The sequence below is a fragment of the Oceanisphaera submarina genome, assembly GCF_046521305.1.
In the GTDB taxonomy this organism is placed as follows: domain Bacteria; phylum Pseudomonadota; class Gammaproteobacteria; order Enterobacterales; family Aeromonadaceae; genus Oceanimonas; species Oceanimonas submarina.
In genome coordinates, this window is record NZ_JBKGFN010000002.1 from 246,690 (window position 1) to 273,281 (window position 26,592).

The following is a 26,592-nucleotide window of genomic DNA, read 5'->3' on the forward strand; positions in this document are numbered from 1 at the left end:
CTGCAAAGGTCGGCGGAGCAGATCCCTTTATCCTCCCTGATGCCAGGGAGTTGCCTGTTGGCGTCCTCTACAGACAACTCGGTGCCCAAGAAGAGGCAACAGATATTGACTACCACGACCGTGAAATGCCATGGACGGCATTTCCCGAGCCCTCAGGGACGAGTTTATGGCATGTCGTGGGAGGCGGCTGTGTTGCCTCTTATCTCGGGTTTGAAAATGATCAAATGTTTATTCACATTAGTATTATCTGGCTCAAACCTGTAACGGCAGGGCACACAACAAAAAGGGGAACGCGGCCGCGTTCCCCTTTTATATACCCGGAGCCGATTGTTTTTAGAACGTCAGGCCCGGTGACAGTGTGGCCGGCATGCTGACCTTGTCGTCTTCTACCGAGGCCACCGGATAGGCACAGTAGTCGGCGGCGTAGTAGGCGCTGGCTCTGTGGTTGCCGCTGTCGCCGATGCCACCGAAGGGCGCCGCGCTGGAAGCGCCGGTGATCGGCTTGTTCCAGTTGACGATGCCGGCCCGGATGCGGCGGAAGAAGTAATCCCAGTCGTCGGCGCTGTCGGACAGCAAACCGGCAGACAGCCCGTAACGGGTGTTGTTGGCGATGGCCAGTGCCTCGGGTAGCTCACCATAACGGATCACCTGCAGCAGCGGGCCGAAGTATTCCTCGTCCGGCAGCTCGGCGATGGCGGTAACGTCGACGATGCCCGGCGACACCAGACCCGTGCCAGCCTGCAGGTGCTTGAGCATCAGCAGGGACTCACCGCCCAGCGCCAGCAGGTGCGCCTGGGCGGCCACCATGGACTTGGCCGCCGCCTCCGAAATCATCGAGCCCATGAACGGCTGGGGATCGGCGTCGTACTGGCCGACCCGGATGGCTTTGGTCACGTCCAGCAGCCGCGCCAGGATGCGATCGCCGGCTTCGCCTTTCGGCAACAGCAGACGACGAGAACAGGTGCAACGCTGGCCGGTAGTGATAAAGGCGGACTGTACTATGGTATGCACGGCGGCGTCCACGTCTTCCACTTCGGTCACCACCAGCGGGTTGTTGCCGCCCATCTCCAGCGCCAGAATCTTGCCGGGCTGGCCGGAGAACTGGTTGTGCAGCAGGTTGCCGGTGCGCGACGAGCCGGTGAAGAAAAGGCCGTCGATGCCCGGATGTGCCGCCAGCGCCTTGCCGGTGTCAACTTCACCCTGTACCAGGTTCAGCACACCGGCAGGCAGACCGGCCTGCTCCCACAGTTTGACCATTTCCTGGGCGACCATGGGGGTCAGCTCGGAGGGTTTGAACACCACGGTATTACCGGCAATCAGGGCCGGCACTATGTGGCCGTTGGGCAGGTGGCCGGGGAAGTTATAGGGGCCAAACACCGCCACCACACCATGGGGCTTGTGACGTACGAAAGCACGGGCGCCGGGCATGGGGTTTTCCACTGTGCCGGTACGCTCGAAATAGGCCTTTTCGGAAATGCCGACCTTACCGACCATGGCCGCCGCTTCGGTGAGGGTTTCCCACTGGGGCTTACCGGTTTCACGGGCGATAATGTGGGCCAGATTTTCCTTGTTTTCGGTCAGCAGCTCGGCGTAGCGCTTGGCAATAGCCATGCGTTGTTCAACACCGGCCTCGGCCCAGGCCACCGCCGCGTCGCGTGCGGCGGTAATGGCCGCATCAACCTGCCCGGCGCTGGCGGCGGCACCCTGCCAGATTTCTTCATTTTTAGCCGGATCCAGTGAGACGAAAACCTCGCCCTCGCCAGCCAGCCACTGGCCGTTGATGTATTGAACCGCTTCGGAATATTGCATTGCTTCAGTCATAAGTTACATCTCCACGAGCCGGACAGTATCGCCGTCTTCGACCTTGAGCAAGCGGGCAACCTCTTCGGTCATCACCGCCTGGGCTTTTTCTTCATTCACTGCCACATCGCCGATCAGGGCGCGGAAGTCATCGAATCGGGTATTGCTGATCAGATGCTTGCCGGCATCCGCAACATCACCAATACGCACCTTCAGATGACGGCCGTGACGCACGGTGCGGATTTGCCTGAGATCGCATTCCACGCTGGGTCCGGCATCAAAGATGTCGACATAGCCACGCCAGGAAAAACCTTCCTCTTCCAGCAGTCGCAGTGCCGGCCGGGTCTTGTCGTGGGTCTTGCCGATCACGGCTCTCGCTTCTTTAGACAGCAGGTTGACGTAGATCGGGTATTTTGGCATCAGATCGGCGATAAAACCTTTCTGGCCGATACCGGTCAGGTAATCTACCGTCGGGAAGTCCATGGAGAAAAAGTGCTCTTGCAGCCAGCTCCAGAACGGGCTCTTGCCCTGTTCGTCGGACACGCCACGCATTTCAGCCATGACCCGATTGTCGAACAGCTCGGAAAACTCGGCCAGAAACATGAAGCGGCATTTGGACAACAGGCGGCCGTTCAGCCCCTTGCGCGCCTGCTCCCGCAGGAACAGGGTGCACAGCTCGGTGGAGCCGGTATAGTCGTTGGTCAGGGTCAGGGTCTCGACCACGTTGTAGATACCCAGTTTGGGCGAGCAGTGCACCTGCTTGCCCAGCAGATAGGTATAGAAAGGTGAAGACAGACCCAGATCCGCTTCCAGGGCGGTAGTACCCACCACATCGCCGGTGTCGCTGTCTTCCGCCACAAAGAAATACAGGCACTCACCCTTGCCCGCCGCCCGGCCGGCGAAGGAGGCGATGGAGTGATCTATCTTGTTTTGCAATATTTCATCGTTGACCGGCAGCGAGGTAAAACCGTGACCGGACTCAATAGCGATCTGCTTGAGGGTTGGGAAATCTCTCTGCTCGATGGGGCGAATCACCAACATGCAGAACTCCTTATATAATATTGACGACCAGAGCGAGGCAACCCTGCCTCGCTCTGAATTCCTGTCGCCGGAATAATTTATCCGTTAACAACCCGGGCTACGGCGCGCTCGAAGCGGGCCAGACCCTCGGCCACTTCTTCTTTGGTGATCACCAGAGAAGGAGCGAAACGAACCACGTTGGCACCGGCGACCAGCACCATCAACTGCTCTTCCATCGCAGCCATCAGGAAGTCACGGGCACGGCCCTTGAACTTCTCGTTCAGTACACAACCGAGCAGCAGGCCCTTGCCGCGAACCTGCTCGAAGCAGTGGTATTTGGCATTGATCGCTTCCAGGCCCTCGCGGTACCAGCTTTCACGTTCTTTCACGCCATTCAGCACGGCGTCGTTGTTGACGGTATCGAACGCCGCCTCGGCCACCGCACAGGCCAGCGGATTACCGCCGTAGGTAGAGCCGTGGGTGCCGACCTTGAGGGAAGCGGCAATCTTGCCGGTAGTGAGCATGGCGCCGATGGGGAAGCCGCCTCCCAGGGCCTTGGCGCTGGTCATGATATCGGGAGTTACGCCCAGATCCATGTAGGCATAGAGGGCGCCGGTGCGACCCACGCCGGTCTGCACTTCGTCGAACACCAGCAAGGCATTGTGTTGATCACACAGCTCACGCACGGCTTTCACAAAGTCCGCATCCGGACTGATGATGCCGCCCTCACCCTGCAGCGGCTCCATTACCACGGCACAGGTGCGATCTGAGATGATGGACTTGAGCGCAGCCAGATCGTTATAGGCCACATGGTCGATATCACCCGGCTTGGGACCGAAGCCATCGGAATAGGTTTCCTGGCCACCCACGGTCACGGTAAAGAAGGTACGACCGTGAAAACCCTGCTTGAAGGCAATAATCTGGGTTTTTTCCGGACCGAAATGGTCGATGGCATAACGACGGGCCAGCTTGAAGGCGGCTTCGTTGGCTTCGCCGCCTGAATTACAGAAAAATACCTTGTCGGCGAAGGTAGCGTCGACCATTTTTCTGGCCAGGCGCAGGGCTGGCTCGTTGGTCATGACGTTACTCAGATGCCAGAGCTTTTCGCCCTGCTCTTTCAGTGCCGACACCAACGCCGGATGGCAATGGCCCAGACAGTTGACCGCAATGCCACCGGCAAAATCGATGTATTCGCGGTTTTGCTGATCCCATACCCGGGCGCCCTGGCCCCGTACCGGGATAACCTCGGCAGGAGAATAGTTGGGGACCATGACCTGGTCGAATACTTCGCGGGTGACTGCCATATCAGACATGCTTTGCTCCTCAAATACCGCAGCTTGCACTGCGACAAAAGTTAAATCCATGTAAATTCGCAAGCATTATTGCAAACCATTAGTGACTTGTCTCTACAGAACACGAACATGTTAGTCATTTGTTCGGTGTTAAATAAAAATATAGTCATTGATATTGCATAAGCTCGCACCAAAAACCTCGCTCCCGTGGCAAAGACGGAGGCAGGCTGCATAAACGGGCAACCAAAAAAAATTTCCGAAGATCGTCCGGGGAAGCAGGAAACACCATTATCCCCGGTGTGCAGACCGCTGACGAACGAAAAACTCTGATAACCCAGATAAGTAAAACTAATACCTGCAACCATCAATAGAATTTCTAATACACCGTCGACAGAATAAAAGGAAGGGGTAGGGCTTAAATCAGCGCGAGGAAATTGTTCAGCAGCCTATGGCCGCCTTCGGTCAGGATGCTTTCGGGATGAAACTGCACACTGTGCAGTGGCAGGGAGCCGTGTTGCATGCCCATGATCTCGTCCCGCTCGCCGGCCTCGTTCTCGGTCCAGGCGGTCACCTCGAAGCAGCTCGGCAGGCTGAATGGTTCCACCACCAGCGAATGGTAGCGGGTCACGGTGAGCGGATCCGGCAGGCCGGCGAACAGGCCCTGACCGGTATGGCGAATGGTCGAGGTCTTGCCGTGCATCACCTGACGCGCCCGCACCACCTTGCCCCCGAATGCCTGGGCGATGGCCTGATGGCCGAGGCAGACCCCGAGAATCGGTAAACGGCCGGCAAAGAGTTCGATGGCCGAAAGCGACACCCCCGCCTCATTGGGGGTGCAGGGTCCGGGCGAGATCACCAACCCAGCCGGCTGCAGCGCCGTTATCTCGTCCAGACTGATGTCATCGTTACGGCGCACCAGCACCTGCTGCCCCAGTTCACCGAAGTACTGCACCAGGTTGTAGGTAAAGGAGTCGTAGTTGTCGATCATCAACAGCATATTTGAACTATCCGTTTGATTGGGTTGCTAATGGTTGAGCACTGTTTGGATATCCCTATGATACCCGCATCGGCGACGAAGCTGAATCTGACGGCGCTGTCGCGCTCGGTTATCAGGCGCGGGTGACCGGGAAGGCAATCACCTGATCCAGCCGTTCGGCGCCGAGCGCCAACATTATGAGTCGATCGACTCCCAGCGCCACCCCGGCGCAGTCCGGCAGCCCAGCGTCCAGCGCCGCCAGCAGATATTCATCCACCGGGCGGGTCGGCAAGCCACGTTCGATACGATCCCGGTTATCCTGCTCGAACCGACGGCGTTGCTCGGTGGCATCACTGAGTTCATGAAAGCCGTTGGCCAGCTCTATGCCCTTGTAGTAGACCTCGAATCGTTCCGCCACCCGTTCATCTTGCGGGCTGATACGGGCCAGGGCCGCCTGGCTGGCCGGAAAGTGGTAGACGAAACAAGGCTCGCTCTGGCCGATACGGGGTTCGACCCCCAGTGCAAACAGCAGTTGCAACAGGGTATCCCTGTGCTCTTCGCGAGCCATCAGGTCATCGGCCCCCAGACCAAGACCGGCTACACGTAACTGGTCCAGCGAGCCGGTCAGTGGACACACGCCCAGGGTATCGATAAACGCCCGCCGGTAACTGAGTCGCGTAGGCGCTCCGCCTCCCAGTACCGCTTGCAGCAAGTCGGCCATTTCATCCATCAACCTGTGGTGATCGAAGCCGGGACGATACCATTCCAGCATGGTAAATTCCGGATTATGCAGCCGTCCCGACTCTTCGTTACGGTAAGCCTTGCAGATTTGGTAAATGGCACCGCTACCCGCCGCCAGCAGGCGCTTCATATGAAATTCCGGCGAAGTTTGCAGGTAGAGCGCCAACCCTTGTGCCATGCCGGGGCCGACAAAGCGGGTCTCGAAGTTATCCAGATGCACGTCGGTCACCCCGGCACTGGCCAGGGTCGGGGTATCGACTTCCAGCACGCCACGTTCGGCAAAGAAAGCGCGGATCTGCGCGAGCAACTGGGCTCGTTGTTGTAAAAACGCAAGGGTGGCCGTGGGTGGCCAGGTAATAGAAGTCATGACATCAGCACCCAAATAAGAGGATTTTACTCTTAATATGGATGCTTGCCAGCTCAGCCGGCGCCTTTCAGCTCTATCTGATTCCCTTCCGGATCGAATAGATAAATGGAGAGCCCTTTTCCTTCAGAACCGTAACGAATGACCGGCGCCTCAAAAATCACCCCGTTCAGCGCTAGGTAGGTACAGAGCTCATCCGCATCGAAAGGCTCGATTTTCAGACAGAAGTGATCCATGTTGGCCTTGCACTGATCGGGGGCTTCACCATCCCCTCCCAGCGGGCCGCGAATATCGACCAGATCGATAAGCTGCTCTCCGGCCCGCAGCTGAAACAGGCCGATATCGCTCTTTTTCCGCTCCAGGCTACAACCGAGAATACGGCAGTAAAAATCCAGCATCCGCGCCGGCTGCCTCACCCTTAGCACCAGATGATCCAACCCCAGTATCTTGAACATAACGCAACCCTCCCCGCCAGGATGATGCTAACAGCATGACGCAAAATCGTACAAAATAACAGCACCCAGGATCGTGGAGCGGCCCGGTATCCGACCAGCGTAAGCTCCGCCGGTTCTGACACGCCCGGATTAATTTCTGAATAACGAGTCAAGATAGTTGCAAAAAGTTTGCGCAAACCTACAATACTGAAAACCGGGGACCTAAGAAATCCCCGGTTTTTTTGTGCCTGTCACTTACTGAGGTAATACCATGCGTATCGAACAAGACTTGAAACTGGGCTTTAGTGATGTGCTGTTTCGACCCAAGCGCTCTACTCTCAACAGCCGTTCTCAGGTAGATCTTGGCCGCGAATTCGTTTTCAAACATTCGGGTCGTCGCTGGTCTGGTGTGCCGGTTATTGCCGCCAATATGGATACCGTGGCCACCTTCGCCATGGCCCGCTCTCTGGCCCGGCATCAGATCCTGACCGCGGTACACAAGCATTACTCCGTGGCCGAGTGGCAGGCGTTTGTTCAGGCAGAAAGCCCGGATATGCTGCAGCACGTCATCGTTTCCAGCGGCACCTCCGACAAGGACTTTGAGAAACTGCAGCAGATCCTGGCGTTGTCCGATGAGCTCGGCTTTATCTGTATAGACGTAGCCAACGGTTACAGCGAGCATTTCACCTCTTTTGTCAGCAAGGCCCGCAAGCAGTTTCCAAAACACACCATCATCGCCGGCAACGTGGTCACCGGTGAAATGGTAGAAGAGTTGATCCTGTCCGGCGCCGATATCATCAAGGTCGGCATAGGCCCGGGCTCTGTGTGCACCACCCGGGTTAAAACCGGCGTCGGCTACCCGCAGCTGTCGGCCATTATCGAGTGCGCCGATGCGGCCCATGGCCTGGGTGGCCAAATCATCGGCGACGGCGGCTGTACCTGTCCCGGCGATGTGGCCAAGGCTTTCGGTGGCGGTGCCGACTTCGTGATGCTGGGTGGCATGCTGGCCGCACACGAAGAATGTGGCGGCGAGCTGGTCGAGCGCGATGGCAAGACCTTCATGAAGTTCTATGGCATGAGCTCTTCCAGCGCCATGGACAAACACGCCGGTGGCGTGGCCAAGTACAGAGCCGCCGAGGGTAAAACCGTCGAGCTGGCCTACCGCGGCCCGGTGGAAAACACCATTCAGGACATTCTGGGCGGCGTGCGTTCAACCTGCACTTATGTGGGAGCTCAGCGCCTTAAAGAACTGACCAAGCGCACCACCTTCATCCGGGTGCTGGAGCAGGAAAACAACGTCTACGGCAAAGAATAAATTGTGAGGGGTGAGGAGTTAAACTGTTTCCCCCTCACTCCTTACGCTTCACCCCTCCCCTCACAAATAAAAAAACGGCGCCGAGAGGCGCCGTTTTTTTATTGAAAAGCGTCAGGCTTACTTCACGCGGGAAACATATTCACCGGAGCGGGTGTCAACCTTCAGTACTTCACCAATCTGGATGAACAGCGGCACCCGTACTACGGCGCCGGTGCTCAGGGTTGCGGGCTTGCCGCCGGTACCGGCGGTGTCACCTTTCAGGCCCGGATCGGTTTCCACCACTTCCAGCTCGACGAAGTTGGGCGGAGTCACGGAAATCGCGGCGCCGTTCCACAGCGTCAGGGTGCACACGTCCTGTTCTTTCAGCCAGCGCTTGGCATCAGACACGGCTTTCTCGTCGGCGGCCAGCTGTTCGAACGTTTCGTTGTTCATGAAATGATAGAACTCGCCATCGTTGTACAGATAGGCCAGCTCCATATCCACCACATCGGCGGCTTCCACACTTTCACCTGACTTGAAGGTTTTTTCCAGCATCTTGCCGTTGAGCAGACGGCGGATCTTCACGCGGCTGAACGCCTGACCTTTACCGGGCTTGACGAATTCGTTTTCGACAATGGCACAGGGCTCGCCATCCAGCATAATCTTTAGGCCGGCACGGAAATCATTGGTACTATAAGAGGCCATTTTACCCTCGTGAGTTTGACAGAGTTGCAGAAAATGCCGGCAATGATACCCGTAAATGGGGGCGATTTACATATTAACTGGCAAAAAGAACTTGCCCGCGCCTTTACCTCTCCCGAACAGCTGTTGCACTACCTGCAGATTGACGCAGCCCCCTGGCTGTCAGGCTTTCAGGCCCGGCGGCTGTTTCCGATGCGGGTACCCCGCCCCTTTGCCGACAAGATGCGCCCGGGTGACGCCCAGGATCCGCTGCTGCGCCAGGTGCTGCCTCTGAATGAGGAATTCGAGCAGGTACCCGGCTTTGTCACCGACCCGCTCGATGAGCACGACAGCGCCCTGCCCGGCCTGCTGCACAAGTATGAATCCCGGGTGCTGCTGGTGGTACGCGGCGGCTGTGCGGTGAACTGCCGCTACTGCTTTCGCCGTCACTTTCCCTATGCGGACAACAGCCCGGGTCGGGAAGGCTGGCGCGAGGCACTGGACTATATCTCCGTCCACCCCGAGATCAACGAAGTGATCCTCTCCGGCGGCGATCCCCTGATGGCCAAGGACGAACACCTCGACAGCCTGATCACCGGGCTGGAAGCCATACCTCACCTGAAACGACTGCGCATCCATACCCGACTGCCGGTGGTGATCCCGGCCCGGCTGACCGAATTGCTGCGACAACGACTCGAGCATAGCCGCTTGCAGGCGGTGATGGTGTTACACATCAATCATGCCAATGAAATAGACGACGAGCTGACAACCCGGCTTGCCTCCTGGCGCCAGGGCGGCATTACCCTGCTCAACCAGAGTGTGCTGCTGGCCGGGGTGAATGATAACGCCGAGGCCTTGTGTCGGCTGTCGGAGCGGTTGTTTGAAGCCGGTGTGCTGCCCTATTATCTGCATCAGCTGGACAAGGTCGCGGGGGCTGCCCACTTCGCGGTGGATGATAATGAGGCCACCGCCTTGCTGGCCGCCATGCTGGCCCGGCTGCCCGGCTTTCTGGTACCCAAGCTGGTCCGCGAAATCGGCGGCGAATACAGCAAGACACCCATAGATCTTGGTCTTGAACCGAACTGACATTAAGAAAAGGAACAGATATGCACGACTCCGTTACCGCAAAGCTGAACGACACCCTGAAAGAGCTGTATCACCAGGCGATTGATGCGGACAAGAAACTGGCCGAGCTACGCACTCGCGGCCAGGCCAAATTCAGTGCCGTACTGCGGGAAGACAGCCAGTTCACCACCCACGCGGATCATTTCATGCCCTATGTAGCCGAGCTGGCGGAAGAGCTGGAACTACTGGAAATGGCCACCGATGAAGAATATCAGGATTTGTTGTCACGGATGGTGCACAAAATCCAGCTGCTGGCCGAAACCATCAACCATTTCGCCCGCTTGTCTTGATCGTAGAGGCTGATGCCGCGCCGCCGGCCAACCAGGGCCTGTTGACCTTTCGAGGTAGTCTTTGCAGCAGTGTGTGGGCTTGATACGAGGCTGTGCTTATACCAGGTCGTCACTCTATATAAATAAGCGCTAACGCAGCGGCAAGCCCCCCACAAAGGCTGCCCTACGGGGTCGGCTAAACGCGTTTAACTCGAGCTGAATTTAACCGCGAAAGGTCAACGGACCCCAAGCTGGCGGCGCTTGAGCCAGCCCCCCACTTCCACCGCCGACAAGACTTCGCCGACCGCATCTCCCTGCGCCAGCAACGGCTGGCCCATGCTTTCAAGTACCTCAAGCTCCGCCCTGTGCTCGACACCGCAGCAAATCAGCGGCTTCTGCAGCACCCGGGCCAGGGCAAACAGGGTCTCCAACTGCCGGCGAGGCTCACCCTCGCGTTCAATACCGCTGCAGAAGGTGGCATCCAGCTTCAGCCAGCTTATCGGTAGTTGCGACAGGGAGCCCCAGGCCGAACAGCCACTGCCGAACTCGGTCAATGCCATGCGAATACCTGCCGCACGGAGCCCCTTCATCACGGCCAGCGTCTCACGGGTATCCTGCATCACCATATCTTCGTTGATCTCCAGCACCAGTGCGTCGGCCGACAGCCAGTGCTGTTTTAACACCGGCACTATGGCCTGCTCCAGCCCGATCCGAAACAGCGCCTGTGGCACCTTCAGACTGACAAATAACGGAGGCTCACCCAATAACTGCCACGCAGGCAGTTGCCGACTGATCTGCTGCAACAGCCACATAAACAACCGTTCCGACAACTGATATTGTTCGGTAACTCGCATCAGCTCCGTCATCGAAATAATCCCGAAGCCCGGATGACGCCAGCTCAACAACGCTTGCAGCCCACGGCAATGACCTGAAGGCCATTCGATCAAAGGCTGCAACTGCAGGCTCAGACTGCTACTGTCCAGCGCCGCCGGCAGGTCTCGTGCCAGCTGCTGGCGACGAGACATTTCCTTCAGCAGGGAAGGATCGAAAAACACATAAGGCAGCCGCTCCCGCTTGGACAATTCCAGTGCCAGCTCTCCCCGGGCCAGCAGCTCCACCAGATTGTCCGCATCCGCCGGATAAAGCACCACCCCCATGATCGACGTCATGTAAAAGTCATAGGCATCAACGGAAATCTTGTCGGTAAGCGCCTGCCGAAAACGGGACAGCTGCGCCCGCACTTCCTCCAGCGATACCACGCCTCTAGCCACCACCACCACCCTCTCCTGCCAGGGCTGTGCGATAAACTCGTGTGATTGCAGGCTTTGCTGCAGACGCAGGCTGAATGCCTGCAACAGGCGGTCCGCCACCTCAAACCCGAAACGATGGTGGTGTTCGGTCAAGTCTTTCAACTCCAGTACGGTCACGCTGAAGGGAGTTTTCTGTTCGATCATCGGCGCTATGCGTCGTTGCAAGGCAAAACGATTGGGCAGTCCGGTCAGCGGATCACGCAATTGCTGAATCCAGTAACGCCGCAGTTCCCGAAACAGCAGCAGCAACAGTAACGCGAAGGTAATAAAGAGACTGACTATCTGGATATAAAGCTGCTTGCCCAATTGACGATAGGCCTGGTCATACTGCGCATAAAACCGCGCATTGCCATGCATGGCGGCGGTCACGGTACGCGATAAGGGCTCCAGGTAGGGTGTCAGCTCGGCCAGTATGACTCGATAATCCGGTGAGCCGGGTTGCAGGTCTGCCACTTGCTGCTCCAAGCCCCGCACCCGAGTATCAATCTGCCGGATCAACAGCCACAGATCGGGTCGCTCACGGAGGCTATGACGGAATTGGCTGCTCAGCAGTATCGGGAGCCGGCTCCAGAGAATATCGTACCGCAGCGCCAGCTCATCCGGACCTATGGCCCCGGCATGCAGCAGTCGCACCGCATCCAGAAAACGGCCCATCTCCTGACGCAACTGCATAAACGACCAGGGAGTTTCGTAGGTACGTTGTTCCAGCAGAGTGTTGTGCTGACGAATACTCATCAGGGTATGGGTGGCACCAGTGCCGAAAGTAACCATGCCCAGCAGCAGCAAGCCACCGATAACCAGCTTGAAGGGATGTAAACGCCCATATTGGCCGTCCGCACGAAGACACGATGGAAAAATACGTCTCATTCCGGCTCCGAGAGTACCCGGATCCCCCGGAGTTGCCAGGCCATGAAGTGCAGGAAGTCGGCTTGCTGCACCTCGGGCACGCGATCGAAGGGCAGCATCAGCCACAAGGGGCCTTTATTGCGTCGACTCATCACCAGCTCGTCATCCTGCCAGGCGATAATGGAACCAAAGGGGCTTAGCTTTGACCAGTCGACGGCCACACTGAACCCGTTCAGTGTTTCCAGGTACAGGGTCACCACGCGGCGATGGCCAAACAATCGTGCCATCAGCCTGTTCAGATCCACCCCTCGGTAATGATGAGGCCGGGTCACCCAGGGATGGGCCGTGATGATATCGGCCTGGGGCAACGCCTGCAGTTCGCTCAGGGTGAAATCCAGCCGATCATATTGACGCTCATCGAGCTGGATATCTCCGAACAGGGTCAACACCACCGGCTCCGTCGCCCGGGCTTGCCACGACAACAGCAACAACAGCAGTATTCCGCCCATCAGCTTCATTACCGCTCCTCCTTAAAACCGGCAGGCCGGTATCACGCCTCAAGAGAATGACATCATCGCTCAAACGAATACCATCATACCTAAATCATTCGGCCTGACTGAAGTGTAATTGATTAATCACGCCGCTAATTACGATATTCTCAGCCCGTTAGATCGAAAAACCGGGCCACAAGGGCCCGGTTTGCTGTTCATGGTCTGCGACCAGGAAGTATAAATGTGATCTAAATCACATCATACCGCCCATGCCACCCATGCCACCCATGTCCGGCATGGCCGGCGCGTCTTGCTTCGGCAGCTCGGTCACCATGGCTTCGGTAGTGATCATCAGACCGGCCACGGAAGCGGCGAACTGCAGCGCAGAACGGGTCACCTTGGTCGGATCCAGGATGCCCATGTCCAGCATGTCACCATAGGTGTCGTTGCCGGCGTTGTAACCGAAGTTACCTTCACCGTCCTTGATCTTGGAAACCACGACGGAAGCTTCTTCACCGGCGTTGGTAACAATCTGACGCAGCGGAGATTCCATGGCGCGCAAGGCAACCTTGATACCCACGTTCTGGTCTTCGTTGTCGCCACGCAGCTCGCCCAGCTTGCTGGCTACACGCACCAGAGCCACACCACCGCCCGGTACCACACCTTCCTCTACCGCGGCACGGGTGGCGTGCAGGGCATCGTCGACGCGGGCTTTCTTCTCTTTCATTTCCATTTCGGTAGCAGCACCGACCTTGATCACGGCAACGCCACCGGCCAGCTTGGCCACGCGCTCTTGCAGCTTCTCTTTGTCGTAATCGGAAGAAGAATCTTCGATCTGCTGGCGAATTTGCGCCACGCGCGCTTCGATGGAAGCCACTTCACCCACGCCATCGATGATGGTGGTGTTGTCTTTGGTGATCACCACGCGCTTGGCACGGCCCAGATCTTCCAGGGTGGCTTTTTCCAGCTCCAGACCCACTTCTTCGGAGATCACGGTACCGCCGGTCAGGATGGCGATATCCTGCAACATGGCCTTGCGACGGTCGCCGAAGCCCGGGGCTTTCACGCCGGCCACTTTAACGATGCCGCGCATGTTGTTCACGACCAGGGTCGCCAGGGCTTCGCCTTCGATGTCTTCGGCAACCAGCAGCAGCGGCTTGGATTGCTTGGCAACGCCTTCCAGTACCGGCAGCAGTTCGCGGATATTGGAGACTTTCTTGTCAACCATCAGGATGAAGGGGTCGTCCAGCTCGACGGTACCGGTTTCCTGCTTGTTGATGAAATAGGGAGACAGGTAGCCACGGTCGAACTGCATGCCTTCTACCACGTCCAGCTCGTCCTGCAGGCCCTGGCCTTCTTCTACGGTGATAACACCGTCGGTGCCGACTTTTTCCATGGCTTCGGCAATCAGCGCGCCCACGGTTTCGTCGGAGTTGGCGGAGATGGTGCCAACCTGAGCAATGGCCTTGGTGTCTTTACAGGGTACGGACAGATTCTTCAGCTCGGCAACGGCCTGGATCACGGCCTTGTCGATGCCGCGCTTCAGATCCATCGGGTTCATGCCCGCGGCAACCGCTTTCAGGCCTTCGTTAACGATGGACTGAGCCAGTACGGTAGCGGTGGTGGTGCCGTCGCCCGCTTCGTCGTTAGCCTTGGAAGCCACTTCCTTCACCATCTGGGCGCCCATGTTTTCGAACTTGTCTTCCAGCTCGATTTCCTTGGCGACGGATACGCCGTCCTTGGTGATAACGGGAGCACCGAAGGACTTGTCCAGTACCACGTTACGGCCTTTCGGGCCCAGGGTTACTCGAACGGCGTCGGCCAGGATGTTGACACCCTGGAGCATTTTTACGCGGGCGTCGTTACCAAATTTAACTTCTTTAGCAGCCATTGTTCATATTCCTTGAAAGTAGATAAACCGGATGATTATTCGACGATAGCCAGAATGTCATTTTCGGACAGGATCAATACTTCCTGACCGTCCAGCTTCTCTGTTTTAACACCGAAGCCTTCGTTGAAAATGACCTTGTCACCCACTTTGACGGACATGGCTTTGACTTCGCCGCTGTCCAGCGTGCGGCCATTACCTACCGCCAGCACCTCACCACGGGTGGACTTCTCGGCGGCAGACCCGGTCAAAACAATGCCTCCCGCAGATTTTGACTCGGCTTCAATACGCTTGATAATAACGCGATCGTGCAATGGACGAATGTTCATCGATAACTCTCCTGATGAGTGTTGTTACCTAGTTATATAAACGGCCGGCGGCCGCAAATTGTCATGCTGTCCTTCTATATGGGAGCGCATTCCCTCCCTTCAAGGGCCAACACATAAATTTTTTTAAAAGCACGACCGGCGGCGGTATCATGGGCATCGCCTCTGCAGGGCTGACTCACTCATTTCAAGAGAGCATTAGTGGTACTACACAATTCGCTGCTGACCGCCCCCATAGGCCCGCAACTGGCCAGAATGGCCGGTCCCATGGCACTCGGCATCGTCGCCATTCAGGCCTTCAATCTGGCCGATATCTTTTTTATCGGCCTGCTCGGCACCGATGCCCTGGCGGCCATCAGCTTTACCTTTCCGATCACCTTCGTGGTTATTTCGCTGGCCATGGGCCTGGGCGCGGGCCTGTCCGCCTGTCTCGGCCAGGCGCTGGGTGCCGGCAACCGGCAAGAGGCCGCGCAATTCACCAGCCACAGCCTGCTGCTGACGCTGGTGCTGGTCTGTCTGCTGGCCGGACTGGGCGCCGCCACCATAGACCCGCTGTTCCGGCTGTTGGGGGCCACCGATACCCTGCTGGCGCTGATCCACGACTATATGCTGATCTGGTATCTGACCATGCCGCTGCTGGTACTGCCCATGGTGGGCAATGCAGCCATCCGCGCCACCGGCGACACTCGCACGCCCAGCCTGGTGATGATGGTGGCAGGCCTGGTCAACGGCCTGCTCGATCCGCTGTTGATATTCGGACTCGGCCCCTTTCCCGAGCTGGGTATCAAGGGCGCCGCCATCGCCTCGGCCAGCTCCTGGCTGATGGCCACCGGCGTCGGGCTCTGGCTGTTGTGGCGCCGGGAACGCTTGTTGCTCTGGCCCTGGCTGCGAATGGACCGCATACTCCCGCACTGGCGCCAGCTGTTGCAGGTGGCCATTCCCGCCTCCTTTACCAATCTGCTCAATCCGCTCACCACCGCCGTGCTGATGATGATACTGGCGGGGCTGGGCAAGGAGGTGGTCGCCGCCTACGGGGCCGCCTCGCGTATCGAGGCGCTGATGCTGATCGCCATGATGGCGCTGAGCTCGGTGCTGGCGCCCTTTATTTCCCAGAATACCGGTGCCGGCCTGCACGAACGCAGCCGGCAGGCGCTGCTGCTGTCGATGCGTTTTGCTCTCGGCTTTCAGCTAGTGGTATTCGGGCTCTTATGGTGGCTGGCGCCCTGGCTGGCACGCCAGTTTACCGACAGTGCCGAGGTAAGCCGGCATCTGACCTTTTATCTGCAGCTGGTGCCCTTGGGATATGGTTTGCAGGGTTGCTTCATGCTGCTGGCCTCGGCCCTGAACGGGCTGCGGGTCTCGAGTATTTCACTGCTGTTCAACGGCATCCGGCTGTTCGGCCTGCTGTTGCCGCTGGCCTGGCTGGGTAACCTCTGGCAGGGGGAAGCCGGTGTCTTTGCCGGTATTCTGGTGGCCAACCTGCTCGCGGGCATCATCGCCGGTGGTTTCGCCTGGCGGCGCTTCCCCTGGAAAATCAATCACCCGCTGGCCTGACCGAAACAAATTAGTCACAAATCGACTTGCTGAATCAAGAGGCAACAGGGTTGCCTCTTCCATGATTCGGAGCTATCCGCAGTTAGTGCCATCAAACGAAACGGGGCTCAAAGGAGGATAAATGGAGCTGCTCCGCCGACCTTCTGTTTCAGGGGTGAAACAGAGAGCCCCCATGGGGCAGCTTGCTGCCTGCATCAAGTTTGGTGATGAACCAAACATCCCGTGAATGTTTGCAGCCATTGCCAAACGCAGATGGCCTTAGCCCATGGCGTGTCGGCGGAGCGGGCCCTTTGTCCGATTCCCTGCTGCCATCAAGGTTCACAAGATGTGTGACAAAGGGACTGACTGAGGGCTACTTGTCATCGTCCTTGCGCTGAAATTCGCCGTCGAAGGTGGTGCCTTCTTCCCGGTTACCCAGTCGCTCCCGGCTGGTTCGGGTTTCGCTGTATTCATGATATTCGGCGGTAAAGGTATGGCCCTTTTGACTGCGCACATGGGCCCGGCTCATGAAACGCTCGATCAGCGCGGTGCGTACCGGCGGCAGCAGCAGCAAGAGGCCCCCCAGATCGGACACGAAACCCGGTAACAACAGCAAGACACCACTCATGGCCAGCATGATGCCGGCCAGCAGCTCCCGAGCCGGAGGCTCGCCCAGATTCACCTTGCGCTGGGCTTCCATCAGGGTCTGTACCCCCTGAATGCGTACCAGGCTGATGCCGACCACGGCGGTCAGCATGATCAGCGCTATGGTACTCCAGGCGCCGATGGCCGATCCCACCTCGATGAAAACAAAAATTTCCAGCAGGGTAGCGCCGACAAACAACAAGAAAATCTTACCCACTAAAACCTCATCTTCGCCTGCATTGGCGATTTATTCGGGTGAAAGCATCAACATGGGGGCGAACGGCGTTATTTTCAAATCAGGCAGCGCGATGATTTTAGTCCGAGGCAAGGCTATAGTAGCCTTCTCTCGGTGTTCTCTGCCGCCACTATGACCCAAAGGTGACTCATGTTGCGTATGCCGCTGTTATTGCTGACCACGGCCCTGGTCGCATTCCCCAGTCAGGCCGGGGTGCTGGAATGGCTGGGACTTAGCCCGGAGCCCGCCCCCCACTCGACGTTTCTGTCGGCGGAGCAGGCGTTTGCGCTCAGCAGCAAGCAAACGCCCACGGGCCTGCAACTGGAGTTTGCCATCGCGCCCGGCTATTACCTTTATCGCCATCGGCAGTCGGTAACGCCTCATAATGCCCGGCTCGGTGACTGGGTGCTGCCCGACGGCACCCAACACGAAGACGAGTATTTCGGTAAGACTCAGGTTTATTATCAAAGGCTTGAACTTACCATACCGCTGCAGCAGGTGATGCCCAACGGCGCAGTCGAGGTCCGTTATCAGGGCTGTACCTCGGGGCTCTGTTATCCGCCCCAGCAAGTCAGCATCCCCCTTAGACCGCTGTCGGAGGCAGGCTCTTAGTCCAGAGCCATGCCATTTATCTCCGCCTTCGTGAAAGGAACTCCAGGCCGAACCAGAGACTTCTCAGGGCGATATTGACATTATTCCTCGAGCAGGTACTCGACGCTGGTTACCACCCTCACCTGCTTGATCTCCGGCGTATAGGAATCCAGATCTGCCACCGAAAAATAACCTTGCTGGGCCGAACGAATACCACCAACCCGGGCATTCGCATCCTCGGCAAACTGGGTTGCCGCCTGACGGGCATTGGCGGTGGCTTCGGCGATCATCTGTGGTTTGATATCGTTCAGTCCGGTAAAGACATACTGGATCTTGTGTTCATAACTCTGGGTCAGCAACACGCCCCGACTGACCAACAGGGCCGACTCGGGCTGGGTCTTTCTGACTTGTTCAACCTGTTTGCTGCGCACCAGCAACACCGCATCGGCTTTATAACGCCGGGGCGGACGCTGGTCGCGATACTGATTGGCCCACAAGTCCTGCACCACCGGCGCCGCAAAGCTCAGCTCTTCGTCCTTGAAACCGGCCTGCGTCAGAAAAGCGGTGATCTTGTTCCTGTCCGTATCGATAGCGCTGTACAAATCAGCCAGGCTGTCGGCCGATACCGAAAAACTCAGCGGCCACAACGCCAAATCCGCCTTAACCTCACGCTCGGCCAGCCCCTTTACCGCTACCACTCTATCGGCCTGCTTCCATAACTGCACCGCATCTTTCAGGTAACTTCCGCTCCACACCAGCCCCAATGCCAGAGTGGCTCCCAGCACCAAAGCCGGTCCCAGATGATTTCTATTCATGTTTTATCTCGCTATTATCCCGGTAATGACAGTATGACCGAATAAGCTCCCATGCAGAACCCTATCGCAAATGATGGCAGCCATCACTGGCACCTTTACCTGCTTCGCTGCCGAGATGGCAGCTTTTATGCGGGTATCAGCCTGGATCCGGAGCGCCGCTGCAAAGAACACAACCAGCAGGTTTCACGCGCCTCCCGCTATGTCTGGTCCCGCCGCCCGGCCGAACTGGTATGGCAACGCACGGTGGCCAACCAGTCTGTGGCCCTGCAGCTGGAATACCGCCTGAAAAAACTGAGCAAGGTGGCAAAAGAACAATTGCTACACGACGAGCACGGCTGGGTGGCGCTGCAGGCCAAAATAAAAACGACGCCCTGAGGCGCCGTTGTTTGCTTACTCCGCAGCCGGAGCTTCGGGGCTGGCTTCGGACTGCTCGGCCGCCTTGATATCCAGCAACTCGACTTCAAATACCAGCACCGCATTACCGGGGATGGTACCGGCGCCAGACTCGCCATAACCCAGCTCGGCCGGGATAAAGAGCTTGTACTTGGAGCCCACTGGCATCAGCTGCACGCCTTCGGTCCAGCCCGGGATCACCTGATTCAGGGGGAAGCTCGCCGGCTCGCCACGCTCTACCGAACTGTCGAAGGTAGTACCGTCGACCAGGGTGCCGGTGTAGTGCACTGTTACCACATCTTCGGCCGCAGGCTTGGCGCCCTCGCCTTCGGTCAGCACTTCGTACTGCAGGCCGGACTCGGTCACCTTGACGCCGTCACGCTTGGCGTTTTCTTCCAGGAACTGATTGCCCTCTTCCAGGGTGGTCGCCGCCTGTTCCTTGGCCTGGGTTTCGATCAGACCATTGATATGCTCATCATAAGCCGTCAGCGCGGTCTGGATTTCTTCGTCGCTCATCTGACCCGCATCGGAGAAACCGTCTTTAACGCCCCGGAGTATGGTGTCGTTATCCAGATCGACGCCCAGCTCCTGCTGTTTTTCCAGGGTGGAGCCGATATAACGGCCCATGGACAGACCGATGGCGTAGGCAGACTTGGCTTCGAAGCTGGTCAGCTCCGGTGCCGTTTCCACAGCCGAGGGGGCAGAGGTCTGCTCTTCCTTACAACCACTCAGACCCACCAACACCGCAGAGGCCAGCAAACTGACTTGTAACAGTTTTTTCATTATTCACTCCAGAACAGGGGAAAAACCCCATGGAAAATGAGATGCTTATCAATCCGGACCTATACTACCGTTTCAAGTTGCCGATGCGAAAGCCCAAGCTTATAAAAATGCCCACCAGCCTGCTGATGGTGACGCTGTGCGTCACATTTTTACTGATCTCCGGCTGCGATGCCGGCAATGTCGCTGTGAGTCAGAGCCGTTATGCCAAGGGAACAATACTGGCGGCACAAACCAGTGCCGATGGCCGCTTTACCCTGGTCGCCACCGGCCCCAGCCCGGTGCAGGTGTGGCAACGCGGCCAGGAGCTGCCGCTTTACCACTGGCACCAGGGCGAGTCCACCGACGATATTCTACTGCTGACCATATCACCCGACGGTCACAGCGCGGCCACGGCCAGCATAAATACCGTGGCCGTCTGGTCGCTGCAGAACGGCCGCAATCTCGGCTTCTATCAGTTGAAACACTCCCTGCGCGCCCTGGCGCTGGCCAACGATGGCAACAGCCTGCTGCTCGGCTACCACACTGGCGAGGTCGAATATGTCGATTTGCAAAGCGGTCGTCGGCTCCTGTTTATGGGCCACCGGCTCGAGGGCGGAAACAGCCGTATCAACTCGGTGGATTTATCCGCCAACGGCCGCTATGCCCTGAGCGCCAGCCAGAACGGCCAGGTGTTGTTATGGCAAACCACCGACGCCGCCATCCTCAGCCAGTGGCAGCATGAAAACAGCGTCAGTCTGGTGCGCCTGGACGCCAAAGGCCGCCTCGCCTTCAGTGCCGATGCCCAGGGCCAGGGTGAGCTTCACCACTTGCCATCGGGCGAGCTCTATTCTCGTCTTCAGGTGCCTTTCCGCGGCCAGACCTTTGTCAGCGCCCGGCTGGACTCGGCCAGCAACCGGCTATTGACCGGCAGTACCTCTCGTCGTCTGGAGCTCTGGCAACTGGACGATGGTAAACAACTACAACAATGGGAAGTCGGCCTGCATACCAGACTGCGTCCCGCCAGCGCCATGGTGTATGACGTGACCTTTATCGATCAACAGCATGTTTACAGCGTCAGCTCCGCCGGCCTGGGTGAAACCTGGGCGTTACACTCGAGAGAACAGAATCATGAATGAAGACATACTCCACCGCCTGGAACAGCTGGAAACCCGGCTGGCCTTTCAGGACGACACCATAGAGCAGCTGAATCAGGAAATTACCGCCCAGGGTGCCGAAACCGCCCGTCTCAAGAGTCAGCTCAGCCTGATGGTGAAAAAACTGAAGGAGCTGCAACCGGGTGAAGTCGCCCCCGAGGCAGAGGAAACCCCGCCGCCGCATTATTAAGAGTCCAGGAAGTCGGGGGCCGGAAACAAAAAAGGCGCCGAGGCGCCTTTTTTACTGCCGAGCCGAGGCTCAGTGCTTGTGACCGCAGCAACCGCCGGCATGGTCATGATCGTGGTCGTGCTCATCGTGGCCGTGTTCGCCATGTACATGGCCATGCGCCAGCTCTTCTTCGGTCGCTTCACGCACTTCGCGCACCACACCCTTGAAGGTCAGGGTCATGCCGGCCAGCGGATGGTTACCGTCTACCTTGACATATTCTTCCGCCACTTCGACGATGGTCACCGGGCGGTGGCCGTCATCGGTTTCGGCCACGAAGGTGTCGCCTTCGGCCACTTCCATGCCGTCAAACAGTTCACCGGGCACCGACTGTACCAGGGCATCGTCACGCTCGCCGTACGCCTGCTCGGGATTCAGGGTCACGTCGAAGTCGTCGCCGACGACCTTGTCGTTCAGTACTGCTTCCAGACCGGACACCAGATAGCCGGTACCGTGCAGGTATTCCAGCGGCTGCTTGCCTTCGGTGGAGTCGAGGATGTCGCCGTTGATGTTGGTGACGGTAAAGTCCAGCGTAACCACGCTGTTTTCGGATACTTTCATGGGAATAACCCTGCTGGTGAATTTTGTCATAGCATACAGGATGGCAAGTCGGGATGAAATGCGACTACCACACAAGTGCCACTCGTTATGACCGCCGTGCGTCCTTGTTTATGTCGGCTTGAGTTTATTCCGGCTTGAATACACCGATCACTTCGCCACCGCCGGCCTGCCTGACCTGGTCGTCGGTCTGGCTTTGCGTGTGGCCGCAGCCGACACATTCGACTTTCTCGACACCGTGCTCCATATACAGCATCATGGTGTCCATGGCGTTACAGCGGGGGCAGACGGCCCCGGCAATGAAGCGCTTCTTACGACGGGTTTCCATGGTTTTACATCCTGAACGACAAACCTGACCCCGAATTCTCCGCCAAAAATGAACCTACTACAATGACCACTACCGCCCATTACAGCATTCATCATCAGCTTCTTGATCTGCCTCACCTGGTGCCAGGCAAACGCCAGCGTCACATAAAAGGCGTGCTGCTGCTGATGCACCAGGGCGCCGGGCTGCTGCAGCTGGGCCGCCATTATTATCCGCTGGTCGAAGGCGAGGCCGCCTTTCTGCCCGCCGATACCCTGTTTGCCTGGCATGGCTTTGCCCACAGCCGACTGAGCCGAGTCGAACTTTCGCCCCGCCTGGTGCAGCCCACCCGCGCCGGCAGGCTGGCTCCCTCCCCCTTGCTGGTCGCCATCGCCGCTCGTCTGGCCGACTGGCCGGGTGAGCAAGACTGGCAGGGCGCCCATGGCCGCCTGTGTCGGATGCTGCACGATGAACTGCAACTACAGACCCTATTGCCGGTAGCCTCACAGCCGCCGCTGCAGCAATGGGTGACCGCCAACCCCACCACTTTTACCCTGGCCTCGGCACAAGAGGCCGAGTTTCGCCGCCGCTTCGGCTGCGATGCAGACAGCTTTCGCCGTCAGTGTGCCCTCTTGCTGGTACTGCGCGATTTGGCCAAAAGCCCGAATCTCGATCAGCTGGTGCTGGGCCATGGCTTTACTTCGGTGCCGCAATTTGAACAAGATTGTCGCCACTGGTTAGGGTCTGTTGGCCTTTCGAGATGATTTTTGCAGCAGTTTGTGGGGGCTTGATACAAGGCAGCGCTTATGCCATGTATCAAGCCCCCACAAACGCTGCCCTGCGGGTTCGGCTAAACGCGTTTTTCTCTTTGTTGAGAGGGGTTTGCTTAGAATGACCAGGCTACATCCCTCTCGCCGCGATAAGAACGCGTTTAACTCGAACAAGATTTAATCGAGAAAGGGCAACAGACCCTAGCAAGCCCCTGTCATCGGAGCGGTAAAACCGGGTAAAATGGCGTTTTGTCACAAGTCAGGATCCTATGATCACCCTCAACCAGATTGAACTGCTCCGGGGCGGCCGCCCCCTGTTAAAAGATGCCAACGCCACCATTCACGGCGGCCAGAAGGTAGGTCTGGTGGGGAAAAACGGCTGTGGCAAGTCCACCCTGTTCGCCCTGTTCAAGGGCGAACTCGGCATCGACAGCGGCCAGTTCAATATGCCCGCCGACTGGCAACTGGCCAGCGTAGCCCAGGAAACGCCGGCCCTGAGCTGCTCGGCACTGGATTACGTGATTGACGGCGACCGGGAATATCGTCGCCTGTGCAAAGAGCTGGAGCAGGCCGAAGATCGCCACGACGGCATTGCCATCGCCGAGCTCCACGGCCGGCTCGATATTCACGGCGGCTACCATGTTCATGCCCGCGCCGCCGAACTGCTGCACGGACTGGGTTTTTCCAACGAGGCCCAGGGCCGCCCGGTCAGCGCCTTTTCCGGTGGCTGGCGCATGCGTCTCAACCTGGCCCAGGCGCTGATCTGTCGTTCCGACCTGCTGCTGTTGGATGAACCCACCAACCACCTGGACCTGGACGCGGTGATCTGGCTGGAACGCTGGCTGAACAGCTATGAAGGCACCCTGATCCTGATATCCCACGACCGGGACTTTCTCGACGCCGTGGTCAATCGCATCATCCACATCGAAAACAGCCTGCTCAACGAATACACCGGCAACTATTCCGACTTCGAGCGCATGCGCGCCGAGCAGCTGGCATTGCAGCAGTCCATGTTCGAGAAGCAGCAGCGTGCCCTCAGCCACATGCAGGACTACGTGGACCGCTTTCGCTACAAGGCGAGCAAGGCCAAGCAGGCCCAGAGCCGGCTCAAGGCCATGGAGCGGATGGAGAAGATTCTGCCGGCCCATGTCGACTCGCCGTTCAACTTCAGCTTTCGCCCGCCCGCCAGCCTGCCGATACCGCTGATCGCGATGGAAAAACTGTCTGCCGGCTACGACGGCAAGGCGATATTGTCCGACATCAAGCTCAACCTGGTGCCCGGCTCCCGCATCGGCCTGCTGGGTCGCAACGGCGCCGGCAAGTCCACCTTTATCAAGCTGCTGTCCGGCGAACTGACACCGATGTCGGGCAAGCTGGAAGCCAGCCAGGGTGTTTCTCTGGGATATTTTGCCCAGCACCAGCTGGAAAGCCTGCACCTGGAAGAATCACCGCTCACCCACCTGGCCCGACTCGACCCCAAGGCCACAGAACAGAGCCTGCGCGATTATCTGGGCGGCTTCGACTTTCGAGGCGATCAGGTCAAGGATCCGGTCGGTCCCTTCTCCGGCGGCGAAAAGGCCCGGCTGGTGCTGGCGCTGATCGTCTACCAGAAGCCCAACCTGCTGTTGCTGGATGAACCCACCAACCACCTGGACCTGGACATGCGCGAGGCGCTCACCCTGGCGCTGCAGGTCTTCGAAGGCGCCATGGTTATCGTTTCTCACGATCGCCACCTGCTGCGTGCCACCACCGACGAGTTCTATCTGGTGGACGGCGGCCGGGTGCAGCCGTTCGACGGCGATATCGAGGATTATCATCAGTGGCTGGTGGCTCAGGACAAGGCGGCCCAGCCCGAGTCGGTCAGCACGGCCGGCGACAATTCGGCCCAGAATCGCAAGGCGGAAAAACGCCGTCAGGCCGAGCTGCGCCAGCAGACCCAGCCGCTGCGCAAGGCCATCACCAAACTCGAGCAACAGATGGAACAGTGCCAGCAACAACTGGCCGATATCGAGCAGAGCCTGGCCGACCCGGACATTTACGCCGCCGAGAAAAAAGCCAGCTTGCAGCAACTGCTGAAGGCGCAGATCCCCCTGCAACAAAAACTGGCCGAGGTGGAAGCCGAGTGGCTGGAGCTGCAGGAGCAACTGGAAGAGCTGGAGCAAGCATGAGCCAGCCCGACGCCGATCAGTTCTGGCAATTCAGCGAACAGCATTACCCCCGCCCCGGCGTGGCTCAGGCCTGCCTGCAGCTGCAAGACGAACACGGTGCCAACGTCAACCTGCTGCTGTTGCTGCTGCTGCTGGAAGAACGCGGGCTCGATGTCGATCCGGCGCATTTTTTGCCACTGTTGCAAACGCGTCGGGGGCTGTTCGACCAGTGGCGCGCACTGCGCCGCCGGCTCAAGGCCCGGCTCGACAACGACGATTACCTGCAGTTGCTGCAGCACGAGCTGGAGCTCGAACGCTGGCAACAGCAGGAACTGCTGCAGGTGCTGGCGCAACATCCGCCCCGGCCCGGCAGCGGCAGCCTGCTCACCTATCTCACCCTGCTGCAGGTGGCCGATGCGCCGCTGTGGCAGCTTAAACTCGCCGGTTAATACGGACTACTTTCATGCTTAGCTATCGTCATGCCTTTCATGCCGGCAATCACGCCGATGTACTCAAACACGCGGTGCAGTCGCTGATCCTGGAAGCCCTGAGCGTCAAGGACAAGGGCTATTGCTATATCGACACCCACTCGGGTGCCGGCGGCTATGCGCTGGATCACGAGTGGACCCGGAAAAAGTCGGAATATCTGGGCGGCATAGCGCCCCTGTGGCAGCAGCGCCGCCAGTGGCCGCAACTGGCGGGTTACTTTGCCGCCATCGAGGCCATGAACCCGACCGATGAGCTCGACTTCTACCCCGGCTCGCCCAAGGTGGCAGAGCACTTTCAGCGGCCACAGGACAGCCTGACCCTGATGGAGCTACACCATAACGAAGTGGAAATCCTGCGCCAGAATATGGGGCCCAATGTCGCCATTCACCACCGCAACGGCTTCGAAGGGCTGCCGGCGCTGCTGCCACCCACGCCCAAACGCGGTCTGGTGCTGATTGACCCGCCCTATGAGCTGAAAGAAGATTATCAGACCGTGGCCAGCACCCTGGCCAAGGCCTATAAGCGTTGGCCCATCGGCATCTATGCCATCTGGTATCCGCTGCTGGCCAAGGCGGTCGATCGCAGTGGCGCCCTCAAGGAAGCGCTGGCCAACTGCGGTTTCGAGCAAGTACTGTGCGCCGAACTCGGCGTGAGTGCGCAGGCCGACGACTTCGGCATGTACGGCTCGGGCATGATGGTACTGAACCCGCCCTGGAAGCTGAATGAACAGCTGACCGAGCTGCTGCCGCGACTGAAAGACACCCTGGCCCAGGACAAGGCCGCCGCGTGGAAACTGGAGTGGCTGAAGAAAGCCGACGGCTAAAACCGGCTCCATCGTTCTGAAACAGCCCGTAGAAAAAAGGCCAAAGGGCCCGCTCCGCCGACCCGCCGTAAATACATCCGTGTAGGCTCAGCCGCGCCATCCTTGGCGCGGATGGTCGGCTGAGCAGATCCCTTTGTCCTCCTTGATGCTGCAGAGTCGCCTGTTGGCACCGTCTTCGGGCAACTCGGTGTTCAATAAGGGGCAACAGAGATCGCCTCCCACGACCGTGAAATGCCAGGGATGGCATTTCCGAGCCCCCAGGGATGGGTTCATGGCGTGTCGAGGGAGGC

General features: G+C 58.4%; 28 protein-coding genes. 12 read left to right on the forward strand and 16 right to left on the reverse strand.

Annotated features, from left to right (window positions below; genetic code table 11):
- Positions 1-333 precede the first annotated feature (333 nt).
- The 6 genes from astD to ACLEIV_RS03810 form a co-directional block, all read right to left on the reverse strand.
- Positions 334-1,821 carry a succinylglutamate-semialdehyde dehydrogenase gene (astD, locus tag ACLEIV_RS03785; RefSeq protein WP_410455323.1) on the reverse strand — a complete coding sequence of 496 codons (1,488 nt, stop codon included), beginning with the start codon at positions 1,819-1,821 and terminating at the stop codon, positions 334-336.
- Between the two features lie 3 nt (positions 1,822-1,824).
- Positions 1,825-2,841, reverse strand: coding sequence for an arginine N-succinyltransferase (astA, locus tag ACLEIV_RS03790; protein ID WP_410455324.1), 1,017 nt, complete (start codon positions 2,839-2,841; stop codon positions 1,825-1,827).
- A gap of 77 nt (positions 2,842-2,918) precedes the next feature.
- A complete protein-coding gene (locus tag ACLEIV_RS03795; RefSeq protein WP_410455325.1) occupies positions 2,919-4,133 on the reverse strand; it encodes an aspartate aminotransferase family protein in 1,215 nt (404 codons plus the stop codon).
- Positions 4,134-4,527: 394 nt separating this feature from the next.
- Positions 4,528-5,109 carry an anthranilate synthase component II gene (locus ACLEIV_RS03800; protein WP_410455326.1) on the reverse strand — a complete coding sequence of 194 codons (582 nt, stop codon included), beginning with the start codon at positions 5,107-5,109 and terminating at the stop codon, positions 4,528-4,530.
- A gap of 112 nt (positions 5,110-5,221) precedes the next feature.
- The gene (gene epmA, locus ACLEIV_RS03805; protein ID WP_410455327.1) at positions 5,222-6,196 is read right to left on the reverse strand and encodes an elongation factor P--(R)-beta-lysine ligase; all 975 of its coding nucleotides are present in this window, start codon (positions 6,194-6,196) and stop codon (positions 5,222-5,224) included.
- A 53-nt stretch (positions 6,197-6,249) separates the two neighbouring features.
- The gene (locus ACLEIV_RS03810) at positions 6,250-6,648 is read right to left on the reverse strand and encodes a VOC family protein (protein WP_410455328.1); all 399 of its coding nucleotides are present in this window, start codon (positions 6,646-6,648) and stop codon (positions 6,250-6,252) included.
- A 250-nt stretch (positions 6,649-6,898) separates the two neighbouring features.
- Here ACLEIV_RS03810 and ACLEIV_RS03815 point away from each other — a divergent pair, with 250 nt between their 5' ends.
- Positions 6,899-7,942, forward strand: coding sequence for a GMP reductase (locus ACLEIV_RS03815; protein WP_410455329.1), 1,044 nt, complete (start codon positions 6,899-6,901; stop codon positions 7,940-7,942).
- A gap of 117 nt (positions 7,943-8,059) precedes the next feature.
- Here ACLEIV_RS03815 and efp read toward each other — a convergent pair whose 3' ends face one another.
- Positions 8,060-8,626 (reverse strand): elongation factor P, encoded by a 567-nt coding sequence (gene efp, locus ACLEIV_RS03820; protein ID WP_410455330.1) that lies wholly within the window; start codon positions 8,624-8,626, stop codon positions 8,060-8,062.
- 42 nt (positions 8,627-8,668) lie between these two features.
- Between efp and epmB the strand changes: the two genes are divergently transcribed.
- Positions 8,669-9,688, forward strand: coding sequence for an EF-P beta-lysylation protein EpmB (gene epmB, locus ACLEIV_RS03825; protein WP_410455331.1), 1,020 nt, complete (start codon positions 8,669-8,671; stop codon positions 9,686-9,688).
- Between the two features lie 20 nt (positions 9,689-9,708).
- Entirely contained in the window at positions 9,709-10,017 is a 309-nt protein-coding gene (locus tag ACLEIV_RS03830) for a hypothetical protein (RefSeq protein ID WP_410455332.1), read from the forward strand.
- Between the two features lie 215 nt (positions 10,018-10,232).
- On the opposite strand, the gene ACLEIV_RS03835 is transcribed toward ACLEIV_RS03830, so the two are convergent.
- The 4 genes from ACLEIV_RS03835 to ACLEIV_RS03850 form a co-directional block, all read right to left on the reverse strand.
- Positions 10,233-12,173: an EAL domain-containing protein gene (locus tag ACLEIV_RS03835; protein WP_410455333.1), complete on the reverse strand. Its 1,941-nt coding sequence runs from the start codon at positions 12,171-12,173 to the stop codon at positions 10,233-10,235.
- Positions 12,170-12,670 (reverse strand): putative pterin-binding protein, encoded by a 501-nt coding sequence (locus ACLEIV_RS03840; protein ID WP_410455334.1) that lies wholly within the window; start codon positions 12,668-12,670, stop codon positions 12,170-12,172. The genes ACLEIV_RS03835 and ACLEIV_RS03840 overlap by 4 nt, the downstream gene beginning before the upstream one ends.
- A gap of 226 nt (positions 12,671-12,896) precedes the next feature.
- Complete coding sequence (groL, locus tag ACLEIV_RS03845) at positions 12,897-14,534, reverse strand: chaperonin GroEL (RefSeq protein WP_410455335.1); 1,638 nt, start codon at positions 14,532-14,534, stop codon at positions 12,897-12,899.
- A 35-nt stretch (positions 14,535-14,569) separates the two neighbouring features.
- Positions 14,570-14,860 (reverse strand): co-chaperone GroES, encoded by a 291-nt coding sequence (locus ACLEIV_RS03850; RefSeq protein WP_104488540.1) that lies wholly within the window; start codon positions 14,858-14,860, stop codon positions 14,570-14,572.
- 198 nt (positions 14,861-15,058) lie between these two features.
- On the opposite strand from ACLEIV_RS03850, the gene ACLEIV_RS03855 reads away from it, so the two are divergent.
- Positions 15,059-16,411, forward strand: a complete 1,353-nt coding sequence (locus tag ACLEIV_RS03855; protein ID WP_477529381.1) for an MATE family efflux transporter — start codon at positions 15,059-15,061, stop codon at positions 16,409-16,411.
- Positions 16,412-16,763: 352 nt separating this feature from the next.
- Here the strand turns inward: ACLEIV_RS03855 and ACLEIV_RS03860 are convergent, their stop codons facing one another.
- On the reverse strand, positions 16,764-17,252 hold the full coding sequence (locus tag ACLEIV_RS03860; RefSeq protein WP_410455336.1) for an FxsA family protein: 489 nt from the start codon (positions 17,250-17,252) through the stop codon (positions 16,764-16,766).
- Between the two features lie 168 nt (positions 17,253-17,420).
- Between ACLEIV_RS03860 and ACLEIV_RS03865 the strand changes: the two genes are divergently transcribed.
- Positions 17,421-17,882: a protein-disulfide reductase DsbD domain-containing protein gene (locus ACLEIV_RS03865; RefSeq protein ID WP_410455337.1), complete on the forward strand. Its 462-nt coding sequence runs from the start codon at positions 17,421-17,423 to the stop codon at positions 17,880-17,882.
- 80 nt (positions 17,883-17,962) lie between these two features.
- Here ACLEIV_RS03865 and ACLEIV_RS03870 read toward each other — a convergent pair whose 3' ends face one another.
- Complete coding sequence (locus ACLEIV_RS03870) at positions 17,963-18,676, reverse strand: SIMPL domain-containing protein (RefSeq protein WP_410455338.1); 714 nt, start codon at positions 18,674-18,676, stop codon at positions 17,963-17,965.
- A gap of 51 nt (positions 18,677-18,727) precedes the next feature.
- Between ACLEIV_RS03870 and ACLEIV_RS03875 the strand changes: the two genes are divergently transcribed.
- Entirely contained in the window at positions 18,728-19,051 is a 324-nt protein-coding gene (locus ACLEIV_RS03875) for a GIY-YIG nuclease family protein (RefSeq protein ID WP_410455339.1), read from the forward strand.
- Between the two features lie 15 nt (positions 19,052-19,066).
- Here ACLEIV_RS03875 and fkpA read toward each other — a convergent pair whose 3' ends face one another.
- Complete coding sequence (gene fkpA / locus ACLEIV_RS03880; RefSeq protein WP_410455340.1) at positions 19,067-19,852, reverse strand: FKBP-type peptidyl-prolyl cis-trans isomerase; 786 nt, start codon at positions 19,850-19,852, stop codon at positions 19,067-19,069.
- Between the two features lie 29 nt (positions 19,853-19,881).
- Between fkpA and ACLEIV_RS03885 the strand changes: the two genes are divergently transcribed.
- Positions 19,882-20,967, forward strand: coding sequence for a WD40 repeat domain-containing protein (locus tag ACLEIV_RS03885; RefSeq protein WP_410455341.1), 1,086 nt, complete (start codon positions 19,882-19,884; stop codon positions 20,965-20,967).
- The gene (locus ACLEIV_RS03890; RefSeq protein WP_410455342.1) at positions 20,960-21,175 is read left to right on the forward strand and encodes a SlyX family protein; all 216 of its coding nucleotides are present in this window, start codon (positions 20,960-20,962) and stop codon (positions 21,173-21,175) included. The genes ACLEIV_RS03885 and ACLEIV_RS03890 overlap by 8 nt, the downstream gene beginning before the upstream one ends.
- A 69-nt stretch (positions 21,176-21,244) precedes the next feature.
- Here the strand turns inward: ACLEIV_RS03890 and ACLEIV_RS03895 are convergent, their stop codons facing one another.
- Both ACLEIV_RS03895 and ACLEIV_RS03900 read right to left on the reverse strand, forming a co-directional pair.
- The gene (locus ACLEIV_RS03895) at positions 21,245-21,772 is read right to left on the reverse strand and encodes an FKBP-type peptidyl-prolyl cis-trans isomerase (protein WP_410455343.1); all 528 of its coding nucleotides are present in this window, start codon (positions 21,770-21,772) and stop codon (positions 21,245-21,247) included.
- A 124-nt stretch (positions 21,773-21,896) separates the two neighbouring features.
- Positions 21,897-22,097: a YheV family putative zinc ribbon protein gene (locus ACLEIV_RS03900; RefSeq protein WP_410455344.1), complete on the reverse strand. Its 201-nt coding sequence runs from the start codon at positions 22,095-22,097 to the stop codon at positions 21,897-21,899.
- 62 nt (positions 22,098-22,159) lie between these two features.
- On the opposite strand from ACLEIV_RS03900, the gene ACLEIV_RS03905 reads away from it, so the two are divergent.
- From ACLEIV_RS03905 to ACLEIV_RS03920, 4 genes are all read left to right on the forward strand, one after another.
- Positions 22,160-22,837: a hypothetical protein gene (locus ACLEIV_RS03905; protein WP_410455345.1), complete on the forward strand. Its 678-nt coding sequence runs from the start codon at positions 22,160-22,162 to the stop codon at positions 22,835-22,837.
- A gap of 275 nt (positions 22,838-23,112) precedes the next feature.
- On the forward strand, positions 23,113-25,011 hold the full coding sequence (locus ACLEIV_RS03910; protein ID WP_410455346.1) for an ABC transporter ATP-binding protein: 1,899 nt from the start codon (positions 23,113-23,115) through the stop codon (positions 25,009-25,011).
- Positions 25,008-25,439, forward strand: a complete 432-nt coding sequence (locus ACLEIV_RS03915; RefSeq protein WP_410455347.1) for a TIGR02444 family protein — start codon at positions 25,008-25,010, stop codon at positions 25,437-25,439. Before ACLEIV_RS03910 ends, ACLEIV_RS03915 begins: the two co-directional genes overlap by 4 nt.
- Before the next feature lie 14 nt (positions 25,440-25,453).
- Positions 25,454-26,302 (forward strand): 23S rRNA (adenine(2030)-N(6))-methyltransferase RlmJ, encoded by an 849-nt coding sequence (locus tag ACLEIV_RS03920; protein WP_410455348.1) that lies wholly within the window; start codon positions 25,454-25,456, stop codon positions 26,300-26,302.
- Positions 26,303-26,592 lie beyond the last annotated feature (290 nt).